The following is a 21,406-nucleotide window of genomic DNA, read 5'->3' as shown; positions in this document are numbered from 1 at the left end:
TATCATGCCGGGGGAACCCATCGGTGTGATACGGTTTATTTCGTTACAGTTCCGATTATCTATCAAATTTACGGGTATAGCTTGTCGGGGAGGGGGTTAATCCAGACTAATTGGAAATTCGGCATCTATTTTTACGCTAAACCCGGTTATCGGGAAACTAATTGGAAAAACGCCACCTAAATTCGCCCTAAATGCCCTTATTGCGATGAGTAGCCCGAAATAGATGTCTTTTTTCCACCTAATGGCCGCAAACTCCGATAAATACAAGAATTAAGTAGCCAAAATCCAACTATATAGATTAAAACAGGGATGCCCCTCAGCCGTTACGGCCGGGGGCATCCCTGTGTAAGCTTTTATAAGCGGATTATTGCAGATTGAGGATGTTGCTGATGATGACAGCAGCCTGAGCGCGGTTGGCGATGCCTTTTGGCGCAAAGGTGTCGGCGGTCATCCCTTTCACAATTCCTTCCTGGGTGAGCAGCGCTACAGCGTCTTTACCGTATGAAGCGATGCTTGCTTTGTCCTTGAAGCCTGCAAGGGCAGCATCGGCATTGCTTACCGATTTACCTTTGAACTTCGTCAGGGCATTGGCAGCAATGATAGCCATCTCTTCACGTGTGATGGAACGGTTAGGCTCGAATTTGCCGTTGCCTACACCGTTAACCAGACCGTTCTCTACACCGGCAGCAACATAGCTGTAAGCCCAGTTTGTAGCTGCCACATCAGTGAAGCTGGCCGATGCATTCTCCAGCGGGAGAGCGAAAGCACGGACGATCATGGTGATGAATTCGGCACGGGTAACTTCCTTGAGCGGTGCGAAGCTGCCGTTGCCTACGCCGTTAATAATGCCTTTGGCGCTTAATTCTGCAATTGCAGATGCGGCCCAGGTTACATTACCCAGATCTGTAAAGCTGCCTGCCGGAGCAGGTGTTGCTGTCGGCTGTGGTGTTGCCGTTGGAGCTGGTGTTGCAGTCGGTGCCGGAGTTGCAGCTGGAGCTGGTCCCCCCGTTACAGGCTCGGATTCCAGCACGCCAGGATCCATGCGTCAGCTTCTGTAGCTGCCGGAGACGATGCGTAGATTGCATTAGCCAGTAATCTGAACTGGTTCTGCGGGTGATACTTGTTAAGCAGATCGTTGGCGAACAGGGTTACATGCATGCTGTCCGTCTGGTAATCCAGAGCCAGCACCTGATCTTTGGCAGCATCATTGTTCGGCCACCAGCCGGCTTTGAAGAAGTCGTCGCCGGTTCCGTATTTCGCCAGGATTTCAGCGCCTTCCGGAACAGCTGTGATATAAGCTGCAGATACAGTGTACAGGTATTCACTTTCTTCATAAGGAGCAGTAATCAGGCTATCCTGTGAAATGGTTGCTTTGAACAAGCCCTCATGCGCGGCTGCTCTGTTCGATTGATTCACCGGATTGGCGAAATTCAGGCCCGGCAGGACGTTCAAAGCTTTAACGCTGCTCAGGATCGTACGGCCATAGCCAATAAACGGCTTGCCGCTGGTGATCAGGTTAGTACCAGAGTTAACCAGTACGTCCGCTGCAACTGTGTCGGTAGTCACCTTGAATCCAAGATCGGCCAGGATATAGGAAGGTGCTCCGGCAATGGCTACATTAGCCGGCTTCAGCAGCTTGCCTGTTTTGTCGCCTGTTGCATAGAACGGTACAATGTCCAGCAGGTATTTGGAAGCTACGGTCCGCAGATTGGATCTGGATACCAGGAAGCTGCCTTTTTCATAGCCGGCACCGCCGTTTTCGAGCAGTGTTACTGCTTTTTTGTTCGTGAGCAGCTCGTTAACCGCTTTGATTGCATCATTGTTGCTGTTGCGGATAACGTAATTTTGCGAGAACGGATACTGATCCAGGTTCGTTGCCGGAATTACGATACTGCTGACTTGCGAAGTTTTGCCGGTGAAGGCACCAACGCTGCGGCTGATGTAACGGTCAAATCCGCGCATATCTGCGAAGTTTTGTACAGTATCGGAATACATGGCGTCGAAGTCGGATACATCCAGTCCATCATACAGGACAAGGTTGGCATAACCCCGTTTAGCCTGATGCATGTTTACGACATAAGTTCCGGCAGGATAAGTCTTGCCGTCTACCGTTACCGCTGCAGTGGTCTGTTCCACTTTTACACCGTTACGGAGCAGGTATTGCACCATTTTGTACGTTTCCAGCGCGTTCTTCTGCAGATCCTTAGCTACAGGAAGCACATAATATTCAGGGAAGAAGTTCGTGTCTTCGGTTTCACGCTCACGGCCGATAGACTCGTAGTTGGCGTTAACCAGGTAAGGATCAACTTCTTTGTGGTCTTCATTGTTAATACCGCGTTTGAAGATTTCAAGCTGGTTCAGGAACAGCTCTTCTTTGTTGTCCTGTACATAGTTGGTGGCTGCCAGGGTTGCATAGTAGAAGGCATCCAGGGAATCCTCGTTCAGCTCAGGTACCTCGATTGTATGTCCAAGCGCACCCTGATGCATCGCATATACAGCAGTGTATGCCGGGGAAGCATCGTCCCAGCCGGTTGCATTGCCGTAAGGATCAGCATAGTTTGGATCATTTTTCAGCTTCTCAGCTTCCAGATATGGAATGTGGTATGCATCATACTTGGTGTTGGCGATACCGGCATTACCCATAGCGTTGGCCTGTTCAAGCATGCTGTCCATGACCAGATCGTATTCGATGTTCGGGTCATGCGGCGGCGTACAAGGCTCAATCAGGAAGCCGCTCACGAAGCCGTGCATATCCAGGAAGCTCAGCGGAGTCCATTTGGCAATCTGTGCAGTAACAGCCTGAGTTTCAGGTTGTGTCTGGTAAGAGTTGTCACGGTTCGGGTCAAGCAGGGTGGAAGTCGCACGTGTATTAAGCGCACGGCCGTCCGGATTCTCTACATAGTCCAGCAGGAAAATCACATTGTCCAGCGCCTTGTCAATATCGAGGGCTACCGGAACTACATTGCCATTGGCATCGGTTGTATCATAGTTGACGATCTTTTCGGTCATCAGAGTTTCCAGGAACTTGATGATAACGTCTACGCCGTTGGCTTCATCCGCGTGGATGTTGTTCAGCCAGATCGGCACTTTATAATCCTGAAGCTGGCCGTTCTTGATCATTTCCTGCAGCTTGGCAGGGTCGTTGTTCATCAGCGGCAGCGTTTCGTTCAGATATTGGTCTACGGACGCTTTGTCCTTGGCGACGATGGAGAAGTGGATTGCCCGTCCCTGTGTGGACGTTCCAATCTGCTGGTACTCCACATAACGGCCGTATTTGTTATTGCTGTCAGCGGTGATTCTATCAATCGCCGGCTTGATTTCATCATATGTATGATAGGTATCATACGGGTTCAGATCCACCTGCTGCTCTACCAGCACATCACCTGCAGGCGTTTTTGCAGTCAGGTTGTATACCCCGGCAAGCTTCACATATTCGGCCCGGATGCCGCTGACGGCCAGGTTCACACCGTATGGCATATCGAAGTATACCAGAGCGGTTACTGTAGAAGCTGCAGCAGGCTCATAGGATACTTTTACAAAAGGATCTCCCGTATAAGCTCTAACGTTCGAAGCGTTATTCCATTTCTTCCACTCAGTGAGCGGCTTCATCTCTTCCGCGGTTCTGCCGAATGTCCAGGTAAGCTGGTCTGCTGTAACGCCTTCAGGCAGGGTAAGTGTAACCGGCATGGTTCTGGCTTCGGTCATCGAGGCCTGGTAGACTTCTTCCGATACGGTGGCCGGAGGGGTCTGATAGACTTCTTCAGATACCGTTGTGGATTGAACCTGAGTCTGTACCTGAGGCTGGACCTCGGTAACGGCAGCTCCGGCATAGGCTGACGGAATAATTCCGGATAGGGTCAGAGTTAACGCGATTAATAAGGATAAAAATTTCTTAGTCATCATATACCTCCCAGTGTCTTGTTTGATAGATCGCTGCCCGGACGGCAGCAGATTCCGCTTATGCAGATTTATGCATCCCTCCTGTAGATTCGTACGGCAAATCTCCCATGAATATGTAATATTCACATTGCGTGTGACGAATTAATATGCATAAAATACATTTAATATACATATAGAAAACTATAATATAGTATTTTAATTAAAATCGGAAGCTTTTTCATAGATTTAAGCTAAAAAATTATATTTTCAAAATGACAACGCTTAAAAATTATATTGCTGCAAATGAAAATACATAAAAAAACCGGCAGCTGCTGCGGCTTGTGTTTCCGAAGATTTTTGTGTGCAGAAGCGTGCAAATGAGCGCATCCGTTACCCTGCAGCAATCCTTCCAATGACCCAAGAAAAAAAACGTGTATCGTAGTCCTAAATGCACTTCCGGGGGCCCGACTGTTCAACAGCTCATACTTAGGATTCATTTTCCGGAAACAACGCTAATAAATGCTTTGAACCTGCCCGAACAGGGCTTAGAATACTATCTATCAGATGGATGATCATCGCGATCCGGCACGTCTGTGCAATTAAGGGAAGGAAGGCGGGGGTGAGTCCATAAATGTCGCTGGAGGCATATGATATTTTTATCGGAAAAAAGCTGGGCAGCAATATCTACAGCACGGACGGAATCCTGTTAATTTCGAAGGATACCGTTCTGCATCAGAATCACATCGACAAGCTGGCGAATTTCAAAATCAAGCTCAGAATTGTGGAGGAGGCTGTCGAAGAGACCGGGGGTGAGGAGCAGAAGCACCCTGAAGCAGCGGATGCTGCAGCAGAAGCCAGGCTTCGCCCTTCAAGCATTGAATCACGCAGACTGGCCAAGCGCACGGAGAAGCATCTGCAGGAAATAGACCGGCTCGTACGGGCCAACGGGATTGTTCCGATTGACGATGTAGAGGAGAAGATTCTTCCTTTCATTAAAGATACTGCGAAGCGGTTCAATCTGTTCCAGGTGTTCTCGGAGCTTAAGGAGCAGGAGGATTACCGCTACAAGCAGAGCATAGGGGTTGCGGTTATTGCTACATCCCTTGGCCGGCGGCTTGGACTGGATGACGAGGAAATGGAGCTGCTGGCAACCGCCGCCTGTGTCTATGATATCGGTCTAGTCAGACTGCCGTCCTCGCTGATCGCCAAACCTGGCAGGCTGGACAAGCATGAGTACGAGATCATGAAGCAGCATACGGTTCTCGGGTATGAGCTGCTGTCCAATTCGGGTGTTGATCCCCGTATTGCCCTGGTCGCCCTGCAGCATCATGAGCGAGAAGACGGCAGCGGCTATCCCCACGGGATTAAAGGGGACCAGATCGACCGGCTGAGCAAAATTGTTACCCTGGCAGACATCTACATGGCCATGATTTCCGACCGGCCGCACAGGCCTGCGGTTTCATTTTTTGAAGTCATCAACAATATTCATGAAGGTATCATACATAATCGCTTTGACTCTTATATAGGCATGACGTTTCTCGATTCGCTGCTGGCCAGCCAGGTTGGCTGCGAGGTCCATCTGTCGGATGGGCGGACGGGCACCATTGTGCTGACTAATTCGAACTATCCGACACGCCCGCTCATTGCCCTGGCGCAAAATGAGTTCATAGATTTGAGTAAAACGAGCCTCGTGCATATCAGGGATGTTATCGGCTGACGTGGGAGTTACAACTTTATAGGGTAAAAGGGAGCAGCTTTTCTAAGGAGAAGCTGCTCTTTTTGCATTTGTCCGTCAGGAGCTGTGCAGCTTCCGGTAGTCCCGCGGCGGGACCCCGGATATGCTCTTGAACACCTTGCCGAAATGGGTAAGGCTGTCGAACCCGCAGTGCTCCGCGATCAGGGTGACACTCCAGCCGGTCTCCCGCAGCAGCCGCTCGGCTTCCCGGACACGGATCAGATTGACGTATTCTGTATATCCGAAGCCGGTGACTTTTTTGAAGCTGCGGCTCAGGTGGCTTTTGCTGATATAAAAGGCTTCCGCTATATCGTCCAGCTGCAGAGATTCCCCGTAATGCTGATTGATATGCCGGACGATCTCGGTCACCTTGCGCTGGGAGGGGGAGGCCGGATGATCCGGCTGGATGCCGCGCTTCTGGACGGTACGGGCAATGTAGATCAGGAGCTCGGCCGTCACACTCTGCAGCTGGAGCGCATGGCCTGGAGCCTGCTCCTTCATTTCATCCATTATGGCATACAGCAGCTGCTCTACCTGCATTTGCTCCTGCAGATTCAGCCGGATTACCGGAGTGTTCCGGGTAAACGGGGCAAGCAGCAGCTCCTGCTCGTCCGGCCGCAGCGTATCGAAAAAGCCGGGTGAATAATAGACGACAATCCGTTCATGGTTCGGCCTGCCTGACTCGGAGGTTTTGTGCAGGGCGTTGGAATCGACCATTACAAGGTCGCCGGGCCGGATATGGTAGGCGGTGTCTTTGACGAAATAATTCCGTTCACCCTGGAACAGATAGAAGACCTCATATTGAAAGTGGTAGTGATTGTTATTCATTGAATAAGGGCCGGTGCGCCGGTCGAATTCCAGTTTAAAGAGGTCGTGGTCAGTACCGAAACGCATGATATCGGGATAGATCGGGGCAGACATGCGGAACTCCTTTCCTCAGGCAAAATGATTTTTTAATTATAGCAAAATAAATGGAATAAAGAAGTTTTATGTGCTTAAATGCGGAGTAATCCCATTTTTATTGTGTTAGTCTGATTACGATTCTTAAGCATTCCATGCGGGAGGACGATATGGGGACTGATGTGATTATACAAAGGGATGAGCTAGTGCAGGGCCTGGATAAGCTCTGGAACAAGCTGCACGGCCGGGAGGAACATGACAATCTGGATGTGTGGGAATGGGTGCAGGGGGTAGCGCTGTACGGAGTCATCAAGGCTTATGAGGAGACAGGGCAGGAGCGGTATTTCAGCTTTTTGCAAAAGTGGTGTGAGGACAACGGCGGAAACTGAGGCACGGCTCAGTGAACTGGGTTGCGCCTGCGGGTGCACTGCTTAGTGTATACAGGGAGACGGGGAATGCGCGTTATCTGGAAAGCTGCCGGGAGGTGGCAGACTGGTGCGTGAACGGGGCACTGCGGACGTCGAACGGCGGCTTCGCGCATGTATGGGGCCCGGGAGCGGGTGGCTTGGAGGATTACAAAAACCAGCTGTGGATTGACACGCTGTTTATGGCGGGTCTGTTTATGCTGCGGTTTGGCACCGCTGAAGACAATGAGGCTTGTATTACGGAGGCCCTGCGCCAGTTCGATATTCATGCCGGCTGCCAGTTTGACCATGAGAGCGGCCTGTATTCCCACGGCTACCACTGTTTGCAGGAAATCAGGCTTGGCGAGCATTGGGGACGCGGCAACGGCTGGGCAGCTGTAAGTGTGGTGGAACTGCTGGATCTGCTGCAGGGACAGCCGTATGACACTGCACGGTTCGGGAAACTGTTCAAGCGGCATATGGAAAAAGCGTATGAACTGCGCATGGAAGACGGCATGCTGCGGACGCTGCTGGATGTGGAGAAAGCTTATATGGAGACAAGCGCCTCCGCGTTGTTCGCCTATGCCGCACTCAAAGGCTTCCGGCTCGGCCTGCTGGATGAACGCTTCAGAGACTGGGGCAAGCAGGTTACGGGAAATATTCTGGCTGAGCATCTGGCGGAGGACGGGACGGTGCTGCATGCCTCCGGCGGCACAGACTGCCAGGATAAGGCGGGTTATCTGTTGGTGCCTTACGCTCCCAGACCGTACAATACCGGAATTGCGCTGATGCTCTTCAGCGAAGCACTGGTTCATCACTGTTAATGGAATAACATTATCTGGAGGTGTAAAAATCATGTCTATACTGCGTTTAAACTGGCTGACAGCACAACGGGCCGGGCGTACCCCGGTAAGCTTCGGTACGCCGTGGAGCCAGGGGGCGCTGCAGCCCGGAGAACCTGTGTCGCTGCAGGACGAGGCCGGGAATGGAGTCCCCGTTCAGACGAAGATTAACGCTTACTGGCCGGACGGCTCAGTGAAGTGGCTGCTGCACAGCGGAGTGCTGGATACTAGGGCAGCTTATGTTATGCGTAAAGGGGAAGGAGCTGCTTCTGGAGCCCGCATTACCGCAGCCCAGGCGGCAGACGGCTCTGTCCAGATCGAAAGCGGGCTGCTCACCTGTACGCTCCGCACGGGCGGCCAGCTGATTTCTTCCCTGCTGCGCAGGCAGAGCGGCCAGCAGCCCGTTTCCGCACAGTTAACTGCACTGATTGAGAACCGGGTGGAGCAGGAAGGTCTTGAGACCGTTTCCATCCACAAGCTGATCGGGTATACAAACGCTATAACACTAGAGGAAGCAGGCCCGCTGCGGGCTGTCGTCAAGCTGGAAGGCGGCCACCGTTATATGAACAGCAGTGAGCGGCGTTTTCCGTTCGTCATCCGGCTCTATTTCTATGCGGAAAGTGACGAGATCCGGATGGTGCATAGCTTTGTGTTCGATGCCGATGAGAACCGCGATTATTTGAAGGGGTTGGCCGTGCATTTTAACATGCAGGCTGCGGGGGAGCTGTGGAACCGCCATGCCGGATTTACCGGCGATACGGGTATGTTCTACGAAGCTGTGCAGCCGCTTTATACCTATAATGGCATCCATCCGCTGTATGAGCGGCAGCAGACGGAAGGCCAGTTTGTCCACATCGACCCGGATGCCGAACCGGAGCTGCTGGAAAATGTGCGGGATAACGCGGCCTGGAGCAACTTCCGGCTGCAGCAGGATTCCTGCGACCACTACAGCATTGTCAAAAGCACCGCCCGCCGCTGCGCCTGCATCCCGGCGGCGCAGGGGAACCGTGCCGGCGGCGCCGTCTTTTTCGGGAGTGAGAGCGGAATCCTGGCGGCAGCGGTCAAGGATTTCTGGCAGAAAAGCCCGATGGCACTGGAAATTACCGGCGCCAGGGAAGACAAACCCTGCCTGAGCGTCTGGCTCTATAGCAGGTACGCTGAAGCCTATGATTTCCGGGCGTATGATACGGAATCGCATGCCTTCTCCTACGGGGATATGAATAACCATCCGCAGGGGATTGCTAACACCAACGAGATTACGCTCAAGCTGTTCGACCGTATGCCGGGCAAGCAGGCGGTGCTGGATTTTGCCGCGGATGTGCAGAGTGATGCGCTGCTGGTTGCCGCCCCGGAAGTATACGCGGACACCAGGGTGTTCGGTACCTACTGGCATCCGCCGGGGCAGGAGCAGTACCGGACGGCTGCGCATGAGCGGGCGCTGCTTGGCTTTATGGATTTTTACATTAAAGAGGTAGAGCAGCGGAGATGGTACGGCTTCTGGGACTACGGGGATGTGATGCATACCTATGACCCTGTGCGTCACAACTGGCGTTATGATGTCGGCGGCTTTGCCTGGCAAAATACAGAGCTGTGCAACACTTACGTGAACTGGCTGCTGTTCCTGCGCACCGGGGATTATGATATCTTCCGGTTCGCCCGGGCGATGACGCGGCATACGAGCGAGGTGGATATGTACCATCTCGGTGAATATGCGATGCTGGGCAGCCGCCACAATGTGCGTCACTGGGGCTGCAAATGGAAGGAGCCGCGGATTTCCATGGCCGGTCATCACCGGTTCTTCTATTATCTGACGGGGGATGAGCGGATCGGCGATATTATGGATTTTGTAAAAGACGCCGACTATGCCCCGCGGATTGGTCAGAGCGCGGACGCAGACGGGTGCTATCAGGTGCGGACCGGTCCGGACTGGTCCTCGTATGTCTCCAACTGGATGACCCGGTGGGAGAGATTCCAGGATACAAAGTACAGGGACAAGATCCTGACCGGCCTTGATTCGATCAAACAGGCGCCTAACCGGCTGGCCTCCGGCTCCCATTTCCGGTATAACCCGGATACCGGAGAGATGGGATATTTAAGCGAGGGCAATTACCAGTATCATATGGTCATCTGCTTCGGCGGGCCGGAAATCTGGTTTGAGCTGGCGGAGCTGACTGGCGATGAAGAGCTGAGGGATATGCTGGCCCAGTTCGGAGACTATTTCGCCATGACACCGGAAGAGCGGAAGCTTGCGTCCGGCGGCTTGTTTAATGAGAGTAACGACAAGGCCTGGGATGGCCTGCGGTTCGGTATCCGCATGCCGGCTTATACGGGTTACCGCTTAGGGAAGCCTGAACGGATGCAGCAGGCGCTGGACATGCTGAGCGCAGCAGCGGACCACAGCTCCAATACTCCCGGCCAGATAGATCCGGACGGCAATCCGGTGTATGTAAATGTGGCAGAAGCGGAATACATCCGCCCGGTCCGTGAAGTTCCGTATGCCAACACCAATGGGATTTCGCAGTGGAGCCTGAATTATATGGAGACGGCCAGACTGCTGGAATTAATGAAGGAAAACGGGGGGAATGGCAATGCAAACAACAGACACTAACCTGTTAACACCTCTTAATCTTGTATCTCCGCCGGCCGCCCGGACGTCCGGAAGCATTGCGGTGGTCTGGGATAAACCGGAAGCATCCGGAGATGTCGGCTGTTACCGGGTATATGTGAATGATGTCATTCACGGCATATGCACGGCAGCGGACTATACTGTAACTGGGCTTGCGCCTGCACAGGAATATAAAGTGCATGTGTGTGCGGTAACTGCAGCCGGAAAAGTGTCACCTCCAAGTAATTTAATTATGGTTTCTACAAAGCTGGAAGGGGAGCTGTTCAATATTACCGGGTTTGGTGCGGTAGAGGGCGGTGAGGTGCTTAACACAGCAGCGATCCAGGCGGCAATTGATGCCTGCACCCCCGGCGGTACGGTATACGTGCCTGCAGGCACATTCTTAAGCGGCGCCATCTTCTTGAAGAGCAACATGACGCTGCTCATTGAGAAGGGCGGGGTGCTACTGGGTAGTCCGCAGCCGGCGGATTATCCGCTGATGACCTACCGCTGGGAGGGCCGGGAGCAGCTCTGCTATGCGAGCCTGGTAAATACGCAGGATTGCGCCGGCGGCGAGCGGCTTGAGCATATCACCATTGCCGGTGGAGGCACGATCGACGCGAACGGTACAGCCCTATTCAAGGCGGAAATGGCTGAGAAGAAGGGCTTCCGGGGCCGGGCGGTCTGCCTGCGGAGCGCGGATTATGTGTATCTGAAGGACATTACCGTCCGCCAGTCACCTGCGTGGTGCGTGCATCTGATCTACTGTAATAAGGTGACTGCAAACAACGTCAGCATATATACGAAGAATGATGAGCATGGGCGCAGATATGCAGATGTTTTTAACGGCGACGGGCTGAATCCCGACTCCTCCAGCGAAATTTATATTTTCAACTCCATGATCGCCAGCCAGGATGACTGCATTGCCATCAAGTCCGGCCGGGATGAGGAGGGCAGAGCCGTCGGGATTCCTTCCGAGAACATCCGGATCACGAACTGCCGGTTTAAAAGCGGGTTCGGCGTAGCCGTCGGCAGCGAAATGTCCGGCGGCGTCAGAAATGTCCGTGTCAGTGACTGTACTTTCGAGGACGTATACAGTATCGGAACGGTTAAGGCCCCCAGAGGCCGGGGAGCGGTTATCGAGAACATCGTGTATGAGGACTGCACACTGCGCAATTACAGCCTGGAGCATGAAGATTGCCAGTGGTTCAGAGGAGCGGTCAATATTGACCAATTCTACAGCCATAAGGAGTACGACCCTGACCGCGCGGAGGAAGTGACTGAAGGGACCGGAATCATCCGCAATATTACCTTCCGCAACATCGTGCTCGACACGCATGCCGGCAATGCCGTATTTATGGCCGGGCTGCCTGAACAGCCGCTGCAGAATATCGTATTGGAGAATGTATCGGCTATCGGGAAATACGGACTGAAAGCCTACAATATTGAAGGTTTGATCATGAACAATGTATCCGTGCTGTCACGGCTGGATGAGGCATATCAATTCCATAATACCAATTAGGTATGCATGCTTCCATGGGATTGACTTTATTCCGTTGATGAACCTGATTCTGTATTTACTGCTTTCCGAGAACGCTGCCCTGTCAAGGGCGGTGTTCTTTTCGCATGCCCTTTAACAGCGGAAAAAGCCCGCCGCATAAGGGATCGGAATGAGGATAATGCCGCAGAAATGAGTCTATTGTGCCCTTAAATGGCGGCCGGGTATAGTGTGGGTATTCAACCCGGGGCCATCAGCGGCTTACCGGGAAGAGCGCAGACAGATCTGTCAAGCCTATTTGTAAGGGAAGGGATGTACACATGGACCGGAGTTTTGCAGAACGCAGAACACAGGCAATACCGCGGCCCGTTAAGCAGAAGCGGATGGCCAGGGGCTTTTGGAAGGATTATCAGTTATACCTGCTGCTGTTTCTTCCGATCGCCTATTTCATTATTTTCAAGTACGTGCCGATGTACGGCGCAGCAATTGCCTTTCAGGACTACAGCATTTTTAAAGGGGTGGGCGGAAGCGAATGGATCGGTTTCGAGAACTTCAGGGAGCTGTTTGCCATGAGCCAGTTTTATACGGTAGTGCGCAACACGCTGCTGCTGAATCTGCTGGATCTGATCGTGTCGTTTCCGGCGCCGATTATTCTGGCCCTGCTGCTGCATGAGCTAAGTACGGTCTGGTTCAAGAAGCTGTCGCAGACGATTCTCTATCTGCCGCATTTTATCTCCTGGGTTATTATCGGGGGGCTGGTTTATCAGATTTTTTCGAACAACGGCGGTCTGGTGAATAATCTGATTACTTCACTTGGGTTCGAATCCGTACCTTTTCTGACGGAGAAAAATCACTGGCTGCTCGTCTACCTGGGAACCGGGGTGTGGCAGAGTGCCGGCTGGGGGACCATTATCTATCTTGCGGCGCTGACAGGAATTAATAAAGAGCTGTACGAAGCGGCGGAGGTGGACGGAGCCGGAAGATGGCGGAAAATGTGGAATATCACGCTGCCGGGCATCCGGCCAACCATTGTAGTCATGCTGATTATGGCGCTCGGCAAAATTATGACGATCGGGTTTGAACGGCCGTTTGTAATGGGCAATGCGCTCGTCATGGATTATGCGGAGGTTATCAGTACCTTTGTCTACAAGGTGGGGCTGCAGTCGGCGCAGTTCTCGCTGGCAACCGCGATGGGACTGTTCCAGGCACTGGTCGGGCTGGTCTTTGTTGTCGGGTCCAATGCGATTGCGAAGAGGATGGGGGAACAGGGACTATGGTAAGAAGCCTGGCAGTAAACAACAAAATTCAGCGGACGACCAAGGTGTCGGACGTACTCATCATGATCTTCATCGGACTGACCGTTCTGCTCAGCATCCTGCCGTTTCTGAATATCATTGCGGTATCTTTTAGCTCGAAGGAAGCGATTATTTCCGATAAAGTGACGATTTTTCCGGTCGGCTTCAATCTGGAATCCTACAAGCTGGTGTTTGAGGATGTGCGGATGCTGAAGTCGATGGGCATTACCATCTTTCTCACGCTGGTCTATACCCTGCTCAGTATGGTGATGAGTATTTGTGCGGCTTACCCGCTTACCAAGGAGCATCTGAAGGGCAGATCCTTTTTCTCGATGCTGATCATCTTCACCATGTTCTTCAGCGGCGGGATGATTCCTGAGTATCTGCTGGTGAAGCAGCTCGGCATGCTGGACAGTCTGACCTCGCTCATTGTTCCGGGCATGATCAGCGCCTTCAATCTGATTATTCTGCGTACCTTCTTTACCTCTATCCCCAAAAGCCTGGAGGAGTCCGCCTATCTGGACGGCAGCTCCCATATCGGCACCCTGCTGCGGATTGTGCTGCCGCTGTCATTGCCGGTCCTGGCGACGCTTAGCCTGTTCTATGCGGTATCGAGATGGAACACTTACATGGACGCGCTTTTCTACATTACCAATTCGGAGCTGTATCCGATACAGCTGAAGCTCTATCAGGTGGTTATGAACAGTATGGTTACGGACCTGACGGCGCAGGAAGGTGCTATTCAGACCGAGGTCGTAGCTGAAGGAATCAAGGCGGCCAGCATTATGTTCGCAACCGTGCCGATTCTGATCGTGTATCCGTGGCTGCAGCGGTACTTCGTATCCGGGACGATGATCGGAGCGGTCAAAGAGTAGGTTGATCATTCCGTGCTTGCGGAATTGAAAGACATATTGCACAATATCAAGACAAAGGGGAGTATATACGTGAAAACAAAGCAAAAGAAATGGTTCACGGCATCAGCGGCGGCTCTGGTTCTGGCAGGTGTCCTGTCAGGCTGCTCCGGCAATGCGAACAATAATGAGGGCGCTTCCTCCGCCGCTTCTTCACCGGCTTCAGGGGGAGAAGCCGGCAGCACCAAGTCCAAAGATCCCGTTACGCTGAGAGTCGAAGTATTTGACCGCGGTAATGCGCCAGCCGGTGCAGGTCCGGTTACCGACAACTACTGGACGCAGTGGATCCAGAAGAATTTCGGCGATCCGAACAACATCAAGATGGAATTTGTACCGGTTCCGCGCAATCAGGAGGTCGATAAGCTGAATGTACTGATGGCGACCGGTGATGCCCCGGACCTGGTCTTTACCTATGACATGAATACGATCTACAACTATGTCAAAGACGGCGGCTTAACAGAGGTCGGTGCCCTGATCGACGAATACGGCCCGAACCTTAAAACCTTCCTCGGTGACGATGTGCTGGCTTACGGCGTGTTCGACGGCAAGCAATATACGATTCCGGCCAAACGGCCGCTGCAGTATACCCAGTCCTCATACATCCGCAAGGATTGGCTGGATAAGCTGGGCTTGCCGGTTCCAGCGACTACCGAACAATTTTACGAAACTATGAAAGCGTTTAAAGAGCAGGATCCCGGACAGGTGGGCAGCAAGCTGATCGCCTACGATTTCAGTGCCATCGACGGGACTACCTATACCAGCCCGATGGTACTGGTCAACTCTTTTGTCAAAAAGCTGTCTGAAGAAGAAGAATACATGTACACTTCAACGAGCTACATCCCGGAAATCTCTAAGCCCGGCTACAAGGACGGCGTCCAGTTCCTGAACAAGATGAATGCGGAAGGCCTGATCAACCCGGACTTTGCGCTGGATAAAGACGGCAAGCAGTTCGAAAGCGATGTGGCCAACGGTTATGTCGGCGCCTTCACCGCACTGGCTGCGCATGCCAGCTTGATGGGGCCGGGCAAGGTGTTCGATACCCTGAAGCAGAATGTTCCCGGTGCGGAATATGTGGCTATGGACCCGTTCACGGACGAAGAAGGCAAAACGCCAAAATCGCTGTATGACCCGGTAGGTATGCATATTCTGATTCCGAAGACAAGCAAGCACGCGGCTGAAGCCGTGAAATATCTGGACTGGATGTCCCAGTCAGATGTGCTCTTTACGCTGCAGAATGGCAACGAAGGTGAGCATTATAATCTTGAGAACGGCTTCCCTGTAGCTATCACAACGGATGAAGCAAAAAAGACCTTCTATAATAACAGCGATATCGCCATTATCTCGAACGGCAAGGATTTCGGCTCGGAGGAGAAAAATATTGAAGCAGCCGCGCTCCAGACGCCGGACTATAAAGAGCTCTCCAAGCAGACGATTCTTAATGCGCTGAAGGACGGCTACACGCTGGTCCGGTTTGAACGGCCGATTGAATCCGAGATCAAATACGGGGATACCATCAAGGCTAAAGCAACAGAGGCGATTGTAAAATCAATCGTAGCCAAGCCGGAGAAGTTCAGTGAAACCTATGACGCTTATGTTAAGGAATTCCTCAAAATCGGCGGACAGCAGGTGCATGATGAACGCAAGGCGGCCTATGCCGAAATGAAAAAATAATACGGTTTCCGGCAGCAGCAGGCCCCATTTTGATTTAAGGGGGCTGCCTGCCGGTATTTTCACGTATAAAGGATGGGGAAGAAAGTGAAGGTAAGCAACAACTACATTATAAGAATGCTATTAACCTACCTGCCTATTCTGTTTATCACCGTGAGCATTCTGACTTTCATTTTCTTCTCGATCATGAATCAGTTCAATGTGAACAATGCGCTACAGGCCAACCGGCTGACGGCTAAATATGTGGTTAACATGACCGATACGACGCTCAAGGGCATTTCGTTCGAGGCCCAGCAGGCTATCGATACAGGCGGTACGCTGCAGCAGTTTCTGGATGCCCCATCCGACGGGGCGCTGGATTTCGATGCCTCGAATATTCTGAGCAGCATGATGGTCCGCTACGGCCTGATTGATTCGGTCTATCTGTACCGGGCGAGGGATGGATCCGTGCTTGACCAGAGCACAATCCGCCCTCTGGAGCAGTTTCCCGACCAGGCTTATGTCCGCACCGCGCTGGAGCAGGCCTACACCGGAGTCTGGTCTTCGCCGCGTATGAAAGAGAGTGCAGGCATCCGGGGAGCTGCGCAGGATAAGGTAACCTCTCTCGGCTTCAAAATCCCCCGTAATTCCGGCAGCCTCGGCTACCTGGTCATCAACGTCAAAACCTCATCGCTCCGCTCATACATCGGCCAGGCGGTTGACTATTCCATTACGGAGGCGGAGCTGTATGATGCGGCGGGCCGTGCCTTTTTCGGGGAAGAGGAGACGCTCCCAGGGAAGAACAGGCTGAGTGTGGATATTGAATCGGATTATACTGGCTGGACCTACCGGGTCGGCATCCGCGGCGGCCAGCTGCTGGATGCGCTGTTCCACGGGAGTACGGTTTGGGTGCTGCTTGGCTTGGGGGCAATCGCTTTTGCCATCGGCACGACTTTCTATGTAACCCGGAGGAATTACAGGCCGATTGAAATGATTCTGCACCGGATCGAGCGGTTTTCACAGGCGGTTAAAACATCTGATTCCAAGGGCGGCGCGAACGAGTTCGCCTTCATTGACCAGGCGATTGAACGGCTGATTACGAACAATATGGCTTTTCAGGAGCAGCAGCAGGAGCATCTGGTGATCCGCCGGCAGCAATTCCTGCAGACGCTGTTAAAAGGGGAGTACGAGGACGACCGGGAAGCCTGGGAGCAGGAGCGGCAGCATTTCGGCCTGACCGGAGGCCATTATATCGTCGGGCTGCTGGAGCTGGACCATTATGTAGACTTCTGCCTGAAATACAGTCAGAATGACCAGTCCCTGTTCAAATTTATTACGAGCAGTGTAGCGGCAGAGGTGTCAGGACAGAGCGGCCGGCGGATTGTTGTCGAATGGATTACCAAGAACCAGCTGGTCCTGCTGCTGGCTGAGGAGACAGGCGGTATGCTGGAACAGGCGATGCTGCAGATAGCGGAGCAGATCCGGGCCTGGGTGGAGAACCATCTGGATTTTACCGTCACGATCGGAATCGGTACGGCGGTGGATAATGAGCCTGAGATAGCCGTATCGTTCGAGGAAGCATCTGCCGCCGTCAGCCGTAAAGTGTCGCTTGGGCTGAACCGGGTCATCGACTCCGTTGAGGTCAAAGAGAACAAGGACGGCGAATGGTTTATGTACCTGGAAATGATCCGCTCGGTGGTCCGCCAGCTGCGGATGGCCGAATCCGGCTGGTTACATGAGCTGAACCGGCTGTTTGGTGAAATGGGCGTCAACCGTCTGCGTAAGGAGGATGTAGAGCGGCTGCTGCATTATTTCATTTTCCATCTGGAATATGAGCTGGAACGCACGCTGCCGGAAATCAGCGGAAGCTGGCAGGAGGAGGCCAAGCCGGGGCTGCTGGCTTCTGTGGAGCAATCCGATACGCTGGCCCAGCTGGAGCGGGATTTCGCAGACGTCATTACCCGGTTATCGGGCGTGATGGGGGAGCTGTCCCAGAACCGGCGGTACAACACGCAGATGAAGGAGATCCGCGATTATGTTGCTGCGCATTTTCTGGACCCCGATCTGTCGCTTACACTGCTTAGCGACAAGTTTCAGATCAGCCCCAAGTATTTGAGCCAGCTGTTCAAAGAGAGCATCGGCCAGAACTTCAGCGACTTCCTGATCGGCCTGCGGATTGAGCATGCCAAGCAGCTGCTGCGCGAAACGGAAGCCACTGTGCAGGACATTTCCCATCTGCTCGGCTATGCGGGTGCGACCTCCTTCATCCGCGTGTTCAAAAAAATCACCGGCATCTCGCCGGGCCAGTACCGGGAGCTTCAGGCAGGCACGGCAGCTTCCGGGGGAGATGTGGAGGAGTAGCGGCTGCTGCGGGAGAGGGTGAAGCAATGCGCTGTCCGGCTGAATGTGCCGGATGAATGAAGGGTGAAAGCCGAATGAAGGGCAAAAGCTGAATGAAGGGTGAAAGCCGAATGAAGGGCAAAAGCCGAATGAAGGGCAAAAGCTGAATGAAGGGCAAAAGTGCCTTTGAATTTGCCCTGCCCGGCTGAATCGGCCGAATGAAGGGCAAAAGTGCCTCTGATTTTGCCCGGCCCGACTAAATATGCCGGATGGAGGGCAAAAGTGCCTTTGATTCACTTCGCTAATTGTTACCCGAGGGGCGATTGTTAATTGCTGAGCGATGTGCGAAATAAGATAAGCGAAACTATTAAATTATGTAAGTTGGATTAGCAGTTGAGTAACAGTGAATTAGCCGTTGAGTAGCCGTTGATTAGCAGTAGAGTAGCAATAGATTAGCAGTTAATCAGCAGTTGAATCAGATTAAACTACTTTCTATTATAAGAAGCCCCGTCAGTCAGCACGCTGCTGAAGTCGGGGCTTCTCTAATAAGGCTAAAAAGTATATGTTTTTGGGATCCCCGCAAAGGACTGCAGTCAGCGTCCATGCTAAGGCGCCACTGTGGCGAGAGGGATTTTATGCCGTACATTGCATCGTTCTACTTATACTCGCATACGAAGTCAGTAAATTCAGCGGATGAGCCCCCGCCGCAGGCATACAGTCCGATCAACACGCCGGTAAAGCCGCCGGCCACCTCGGAGGAGAGGTATTTGGTATGCGCTGTTCCGAGCGGCAGCTCTGTGCCGTCCGCCTGCTGAAGGAAGAAGCTGTAGCGTTCAGATGCGGATTTGATAAGCAGCGTCGCTTCCTGCTGGTCATTCAGCGCAGCGGTATGCTCAACCGATTTGACATCCCCGATGTTCAGCCGCTCAATCACCCGGTAACCGTCCTGATCTTTTACAACCGCCAGATCATAGTGATGCAGCTCATCCATGTAGAGTGTGAGGCCTGCCTCGCCGTTGCCGGTGAGCTTCACCTTGCAGGAAATGACCGCATCGAAGTCTCTCTGCCGGATGCCGATAAAGGTCGGGGAAGCCGGCACATCGAGGGTAACCCCGGTTCCTGTCAAAACTGCTTTTTCAGTATCCAGCTTGTAATTCTCCGTTGCCGGATGACGCAGATAACACCAGTCGAGGTTCCAGTCCGTGTTGCCGAAGGTATAGCGTTTCTTGTCCTCCTGGACTGTGCTTTCCGGAAAACGGTCAGTCTCAAAGCTGCTCAGTGTAGTGCCGTTATGCCCTGCGGTGAACCAGCCATCCTCATCAAATGTTACAGGGGTGAGAAATACCTCGCGCCCCAGGTGGTGGAAGGTCAGCCAGCGTCCGGTCTGGCGGAAGCCCAGATGCAGCATCCACCAGTTACCTTTAGGGTCCTGGATCAGGTCGCCGTGCCCGACGCCCTGCAGCTCATAGCCGCCGAGATTGCGGTTGGTCAGCACCGGGTTGTGCGGGTAGGACTCGAACGGGCCGGACAGCTGCTCACTCCGGGCATAAATGACCATGTGGCCGTACTCGGTGCCGCCTTCAGCCGTCATAAGATAATACCGTCCGTTGATATGGTACATGTGCGGACTTTCCAGATAACGGCCGCCGGTACCCTGCCAGATCGTCCGGCTCGGGGAGAGCTTCTGTCCGGTAGTGATGTCAATCTCGCATTGGACAACTCCGCCAACACCGTTGTCGTCCTGGCCGTTGCTCATAAAGTAAGCCCGGCCGTCTTCAAAATACAGATCCGGATCGATCCCGCCCTGATCAACAAAGATCGGCTCCGACCATTCCCCGTAAATATCGTCAGTCCATACATAAAAGTTTTGGCGCAGTGAATCATTGGTTGTCGTCATATAGAACCGTCCGTCGTTGTAGCGGATCGTAGGGGCGAATACCCCGCCGGAGCTGCCTACTTCGCCCAGCTGCACCTGGCTGTTCCGGGTCAGGCAGTGGCCGATTTGCGTCCAGTTGATCAGATCCTTGCTCTCAAACAGCGGAACACCCGGGAAAAATTGAAAGGAGCTGCAGACGAGATAATATGTATCTCCTGCCCTGCAGACGCTGGGATCCGGATAAAAGCCTTTGATAACCGGATTGTTGTATATCATAATTTCCACCTCGTTTATGAATTCTTATATATATGAATCTAGGATAAGCGCTAACTAATGAAATTAAACAATATCACTAGTAAACTTGCAATGGATTGAGGTTGCTCAGAAATATTAAATCAATTAAATTAATATATATATGAATTCAGTTGCAGAGGATGGATAACACCAATGATCAGGGCAAATGGGGAACCGAAATATCTGCCGCTGTATGAAGCGCTGGCAAGCGAGGTGAGATGGCGGATTATGAGCCTGCTTGCCGGGCAGGAGATGAACATGAAGGAGATTGCTTCCAGGCTGGAGCTCAGCCCGTCGATTGTTACGATGCATATCCGCAAGCTGGAGCAGGCCGGGCTGCTGGGGAGCCGCAGAGTACGGCTGAACGGGGGAACACACAAGCTGTGTTTTCTCATGGAAAAGCACATCGAGGTTGAATTGCCGTCGGCATACCGTAATGCGAGAATCAGGGAGCAGAGTATTTCCGTCGGCCACTATACCTCCTTTGAGGTACATCCGACCTGCGGGCTGGGCACCCGTGAGATGGAGATCGGAGTGTGGGATGATCCACGTTACTTCTATGATCCCGAGCGGGTGAATGCGGCAATCCTGTGGTTCGGCAAAGGGTATGTGGAGTATAAAACGCCGAATTATCTGCTCCCCGGCCAGAAGGTCGAAGCGCTTGAAATTTCGGTGGAGCTGGCTTCGGAGGCACCCGGACTGAAGGATGACTGGCCGTCTGATATCAGCTTCACCTTCAACGGTATCCAGCTCGGCATCTGGACCAGCCCGGCCGACTTCGGCCGGGCCGCCCGCGGCAAATACACGCCATCCTGGTGGCACCGCAATGTGAACCAGTACGGGCTGCTCAAGACGATCCGCATCGATGCTTCAGGCACCTGGATCGACGGGGAGCAGATGTCGGCGGTGACCGTTCATGACGTCAGGCTGCAGGAGCCGTTCTGGACGCTGCGTTTTGCGGTTGAAGAACAGGCCGCCCATGTCGGCGGACTGACACTGTATGGAGCCGGGTTCGGCAATCACGACCAGGATATTGTAATCCGTGTGCAGCTTGAGGGGTGAGGTTGCTGAAAGTGCTGGAGTACTGAGAGTGCTGGATGTGTCTTGTGCAACTAAGCGAAAGCTAAACTAAGTGGAAAATAGCCATCTATTTCCGGACAAATTACCGGGAAAAGATAAT

At 52.9% G+C, this 21,406-nt stretch carries 14 protein-coding genes; 10 read left to right on the top strand and 4 right to left on the bottom strand.

Going from position 1 to position 21,406, the window contains the following annotated elements:
- Nucleotides 1-364 precede the first annotated feature (364 nt).
- Both AWJ19_RS25130 and AWJ19_RS25125 read right to left on the bottom strand, forming a co-directional pair.
- Nucleotides 365-1,042 carry an S-layer homology domain-containing protein gene (locus tag AWJ19_RS25130; RefSeq protein ID WP_068727989.1) on the bottom strand — a complete coding sequence of 226 codons (678 nt, stop codon included), beginning with the start codon at nt 1,040-1,042 and terminating at the stop codon, nt 365-367.
- Nucleotides 1,009-3,900 (bottom strand): M14 family metallopeptidase, encoded by a 2,892-nt coding sequence (locus AWJ19_RS25125; protein WP_157890088.1) that lies wholly within the window; start codon nt 3,898-3,900, stop codon nt 1,009-1,011. Before AWJ19_RS25125 ends, AWJ19_RS25130 begins: the two co-directional genes overlap by 34 nt.
- A gap of 610 nt (nt 3,901-4,510) precedes the next feature.
- Between AWJ19_RS25125 and AWJ19_RS25120 the strand changes: the two genes are divergently transcribed.
- On the top strand, nt 4,511-5,596 hold the full coding sequence (locus AWJ19_RS25120) for an HD domain-containing phosphohydrolase (protein WP_068727987.1): 1,086 nt from the start codon (nt 4,511-4,513) through the stop codon (nt 5,594-5,596).
- 75 nt (nt 5,597-5,671) lie between these two features.
- On the opposite strand, the gene AWJ19_RS25115 is transcribed toward AWJ19_RS25120, so the two are convergent.
- Nucleotides 5,672-6,535, bottom strand: a complete 864-nt coding sequence (locus AWJ19_RS25115) for an AraC family transcriptional regulator (RefSeq protein ID WP_068727986.1) — start codon at nt 6,533-6,535, stop codon at nt 5,672-5,674.
- Between the two features lie 149 nt (nt 6,536-6,684).
- On the opposite strand from AWJ19_RS25115, the gene AWJ19_RS37405 reads away from it, so the two are divergent.
- The 8 genes from AWJ19_RS37405 to AWJ19_RS25075 all read left to right on the top strand — a co-directional run bounded on the left by AWJ19_RS37405 (nt 6,685) and on the right by AWJ19_RS25075 (nt 18,077).
- Entirely contained in the window at nt 6,685-6,903 is a 219-nt protein-coding gene (locus AWJ19_RS37405) for a glycoside hydrolase family 88 protein (RefSeq protein WP_068727985.1), read from the top strand.
- Between the two features lie 11 nt (nt 6,904-6,914).
- Nucleotides 6,915-7,742: a glycoside hydrolase family 88 protein gene (locus tag AWJ19_RS25105; RefSeq protein WP_068727984.1), complete on the top strand. Its 828-nt coding sequence runs from the start codon at nt 6,915-6,917 to the stop codon at nt 7,740-7,742.
- 31 nt (nt 7,743-7,773) lie between these two features.
- Entirely contained in the window at nt 7,774-10,368 is a 2,595-nt protein-coding gene (locus AWJ19_RS25100; protein ID WP_068727983.1) for a hypothetical protein, read from the top strand.
- Nucleotides 10,349-11,887, top strand: a complete 1,539-nt coding sequence (locus AWJ19_RS25095) for a glycoside hydrolase family 28 protein (protein ID WP_068727982.1) — start codon at nt 10,349-10,351, stop codon at nt 11,885-11,887. The genes AWJ19_RS25100 and AWJ19_RS25095 overlap by 20 nt, the downstream gene beginning before the upstream one ends.
- Before the next feature lie 296 nt (nt 11,888-12,183).
- Nucleotides 12,184-13,143, top strand: a complete 960-nt coding sequence (locus AWJ19_RS25090) for an ABC transporter permease subunit (RefSeq protein WP_068727981.1) — start codon at nt 12,184-12,186, stop codon at nt 13,141-13,143.
- A 59-nt stretch (nt 13,144-13,202) separates the two neighbouring features.
- Complete coding sequence (locus tag AWJ19_RS25085) at nt 13,203-14,033, top strand: carbohydrate ABC transporter permease (RefSeq protein WP_241781882.1); 831 nt, start codon at nt 13,203-13,205, stop codon at nt 14,031-14,033.
- 69 nt (nt 14,034-14,102) lie between these two features.
- The gene (locus AWJ19_RS25080) at nt 14,103-15,740 is read left to right on the top strand and encodes an extracellular solute-binding protein (protein ID WP_068727979.1); all 1,638 of its coding nucleotides are present in this window, start codon (nt 14,103-14,105) and stop codon (nt 15,738-15,740) included.
- A gap of 84 nt (nt 15,741-15,824) precedes the next feature.
- Nucleotides 15,825-18,077 carry a helix-turn-helix domain-containing protein gene (locus AWJ19_RS25075; protein ID WP_241781880.1) on the top strand — a complete coding sequence of 751 codons (2,253 nt, stop codon included), beginning with the start codon at nt 15,825-15,827 and terminating at the stop codon, nt 18,075-18,077.
- 634 nt (nt 18,078-18,711) lie between these two features.
- On the opposite strand, the gene AWJ19_RS25070 is transcribed toward AWJ19_RS25075, so the two are convergent.
- Complete coding sequence (locus AWJ19_RS25070) at nt 18,712-20,208, bottom strand: glycoside hydrolase family 43 protein (protein WP_068727977.1); 1,497 nt, start codon at nt 20,206-20,208, stop codon at nt 18,712-18,714.
- 171 nt (nt 20,209-20,379) lie between these two features.
- Here AWJ19_RS25070 and AWJ19_RS25065 point away from each other — a divergent pair, with 171 nt between their 5' ends.
- Nucleotides 20,380-21,288 carry an ArsR family transcriptional regulator gene (locus AWJ19_RS25065; protein ID WP_068727976.1) on the top strand — a complete coding sequence of 303 codons (909 nt, stop codon included), beginning with the start codon at nt 20,380-20,382 and terminating at the stop codon, nt 21,286-21,288.
- The last annotated feature ends 118 nt before the right edge of the window (nt 21,289-21,406 follow it).

Source organism: Paenibacillus sp. DMB5 (assembly GCF_001517085.1).
Lineage (GTDB): Bacteria > Bacillota > Bacilli > Paenibacillales > Paenibacillaceae > Paenibacillus_AQ.
The sequence above is the reverse complement of the archived record's forward strand: the minus strand, read 5'-3'. Positions and strand labels throughout refer to the sequence as shown.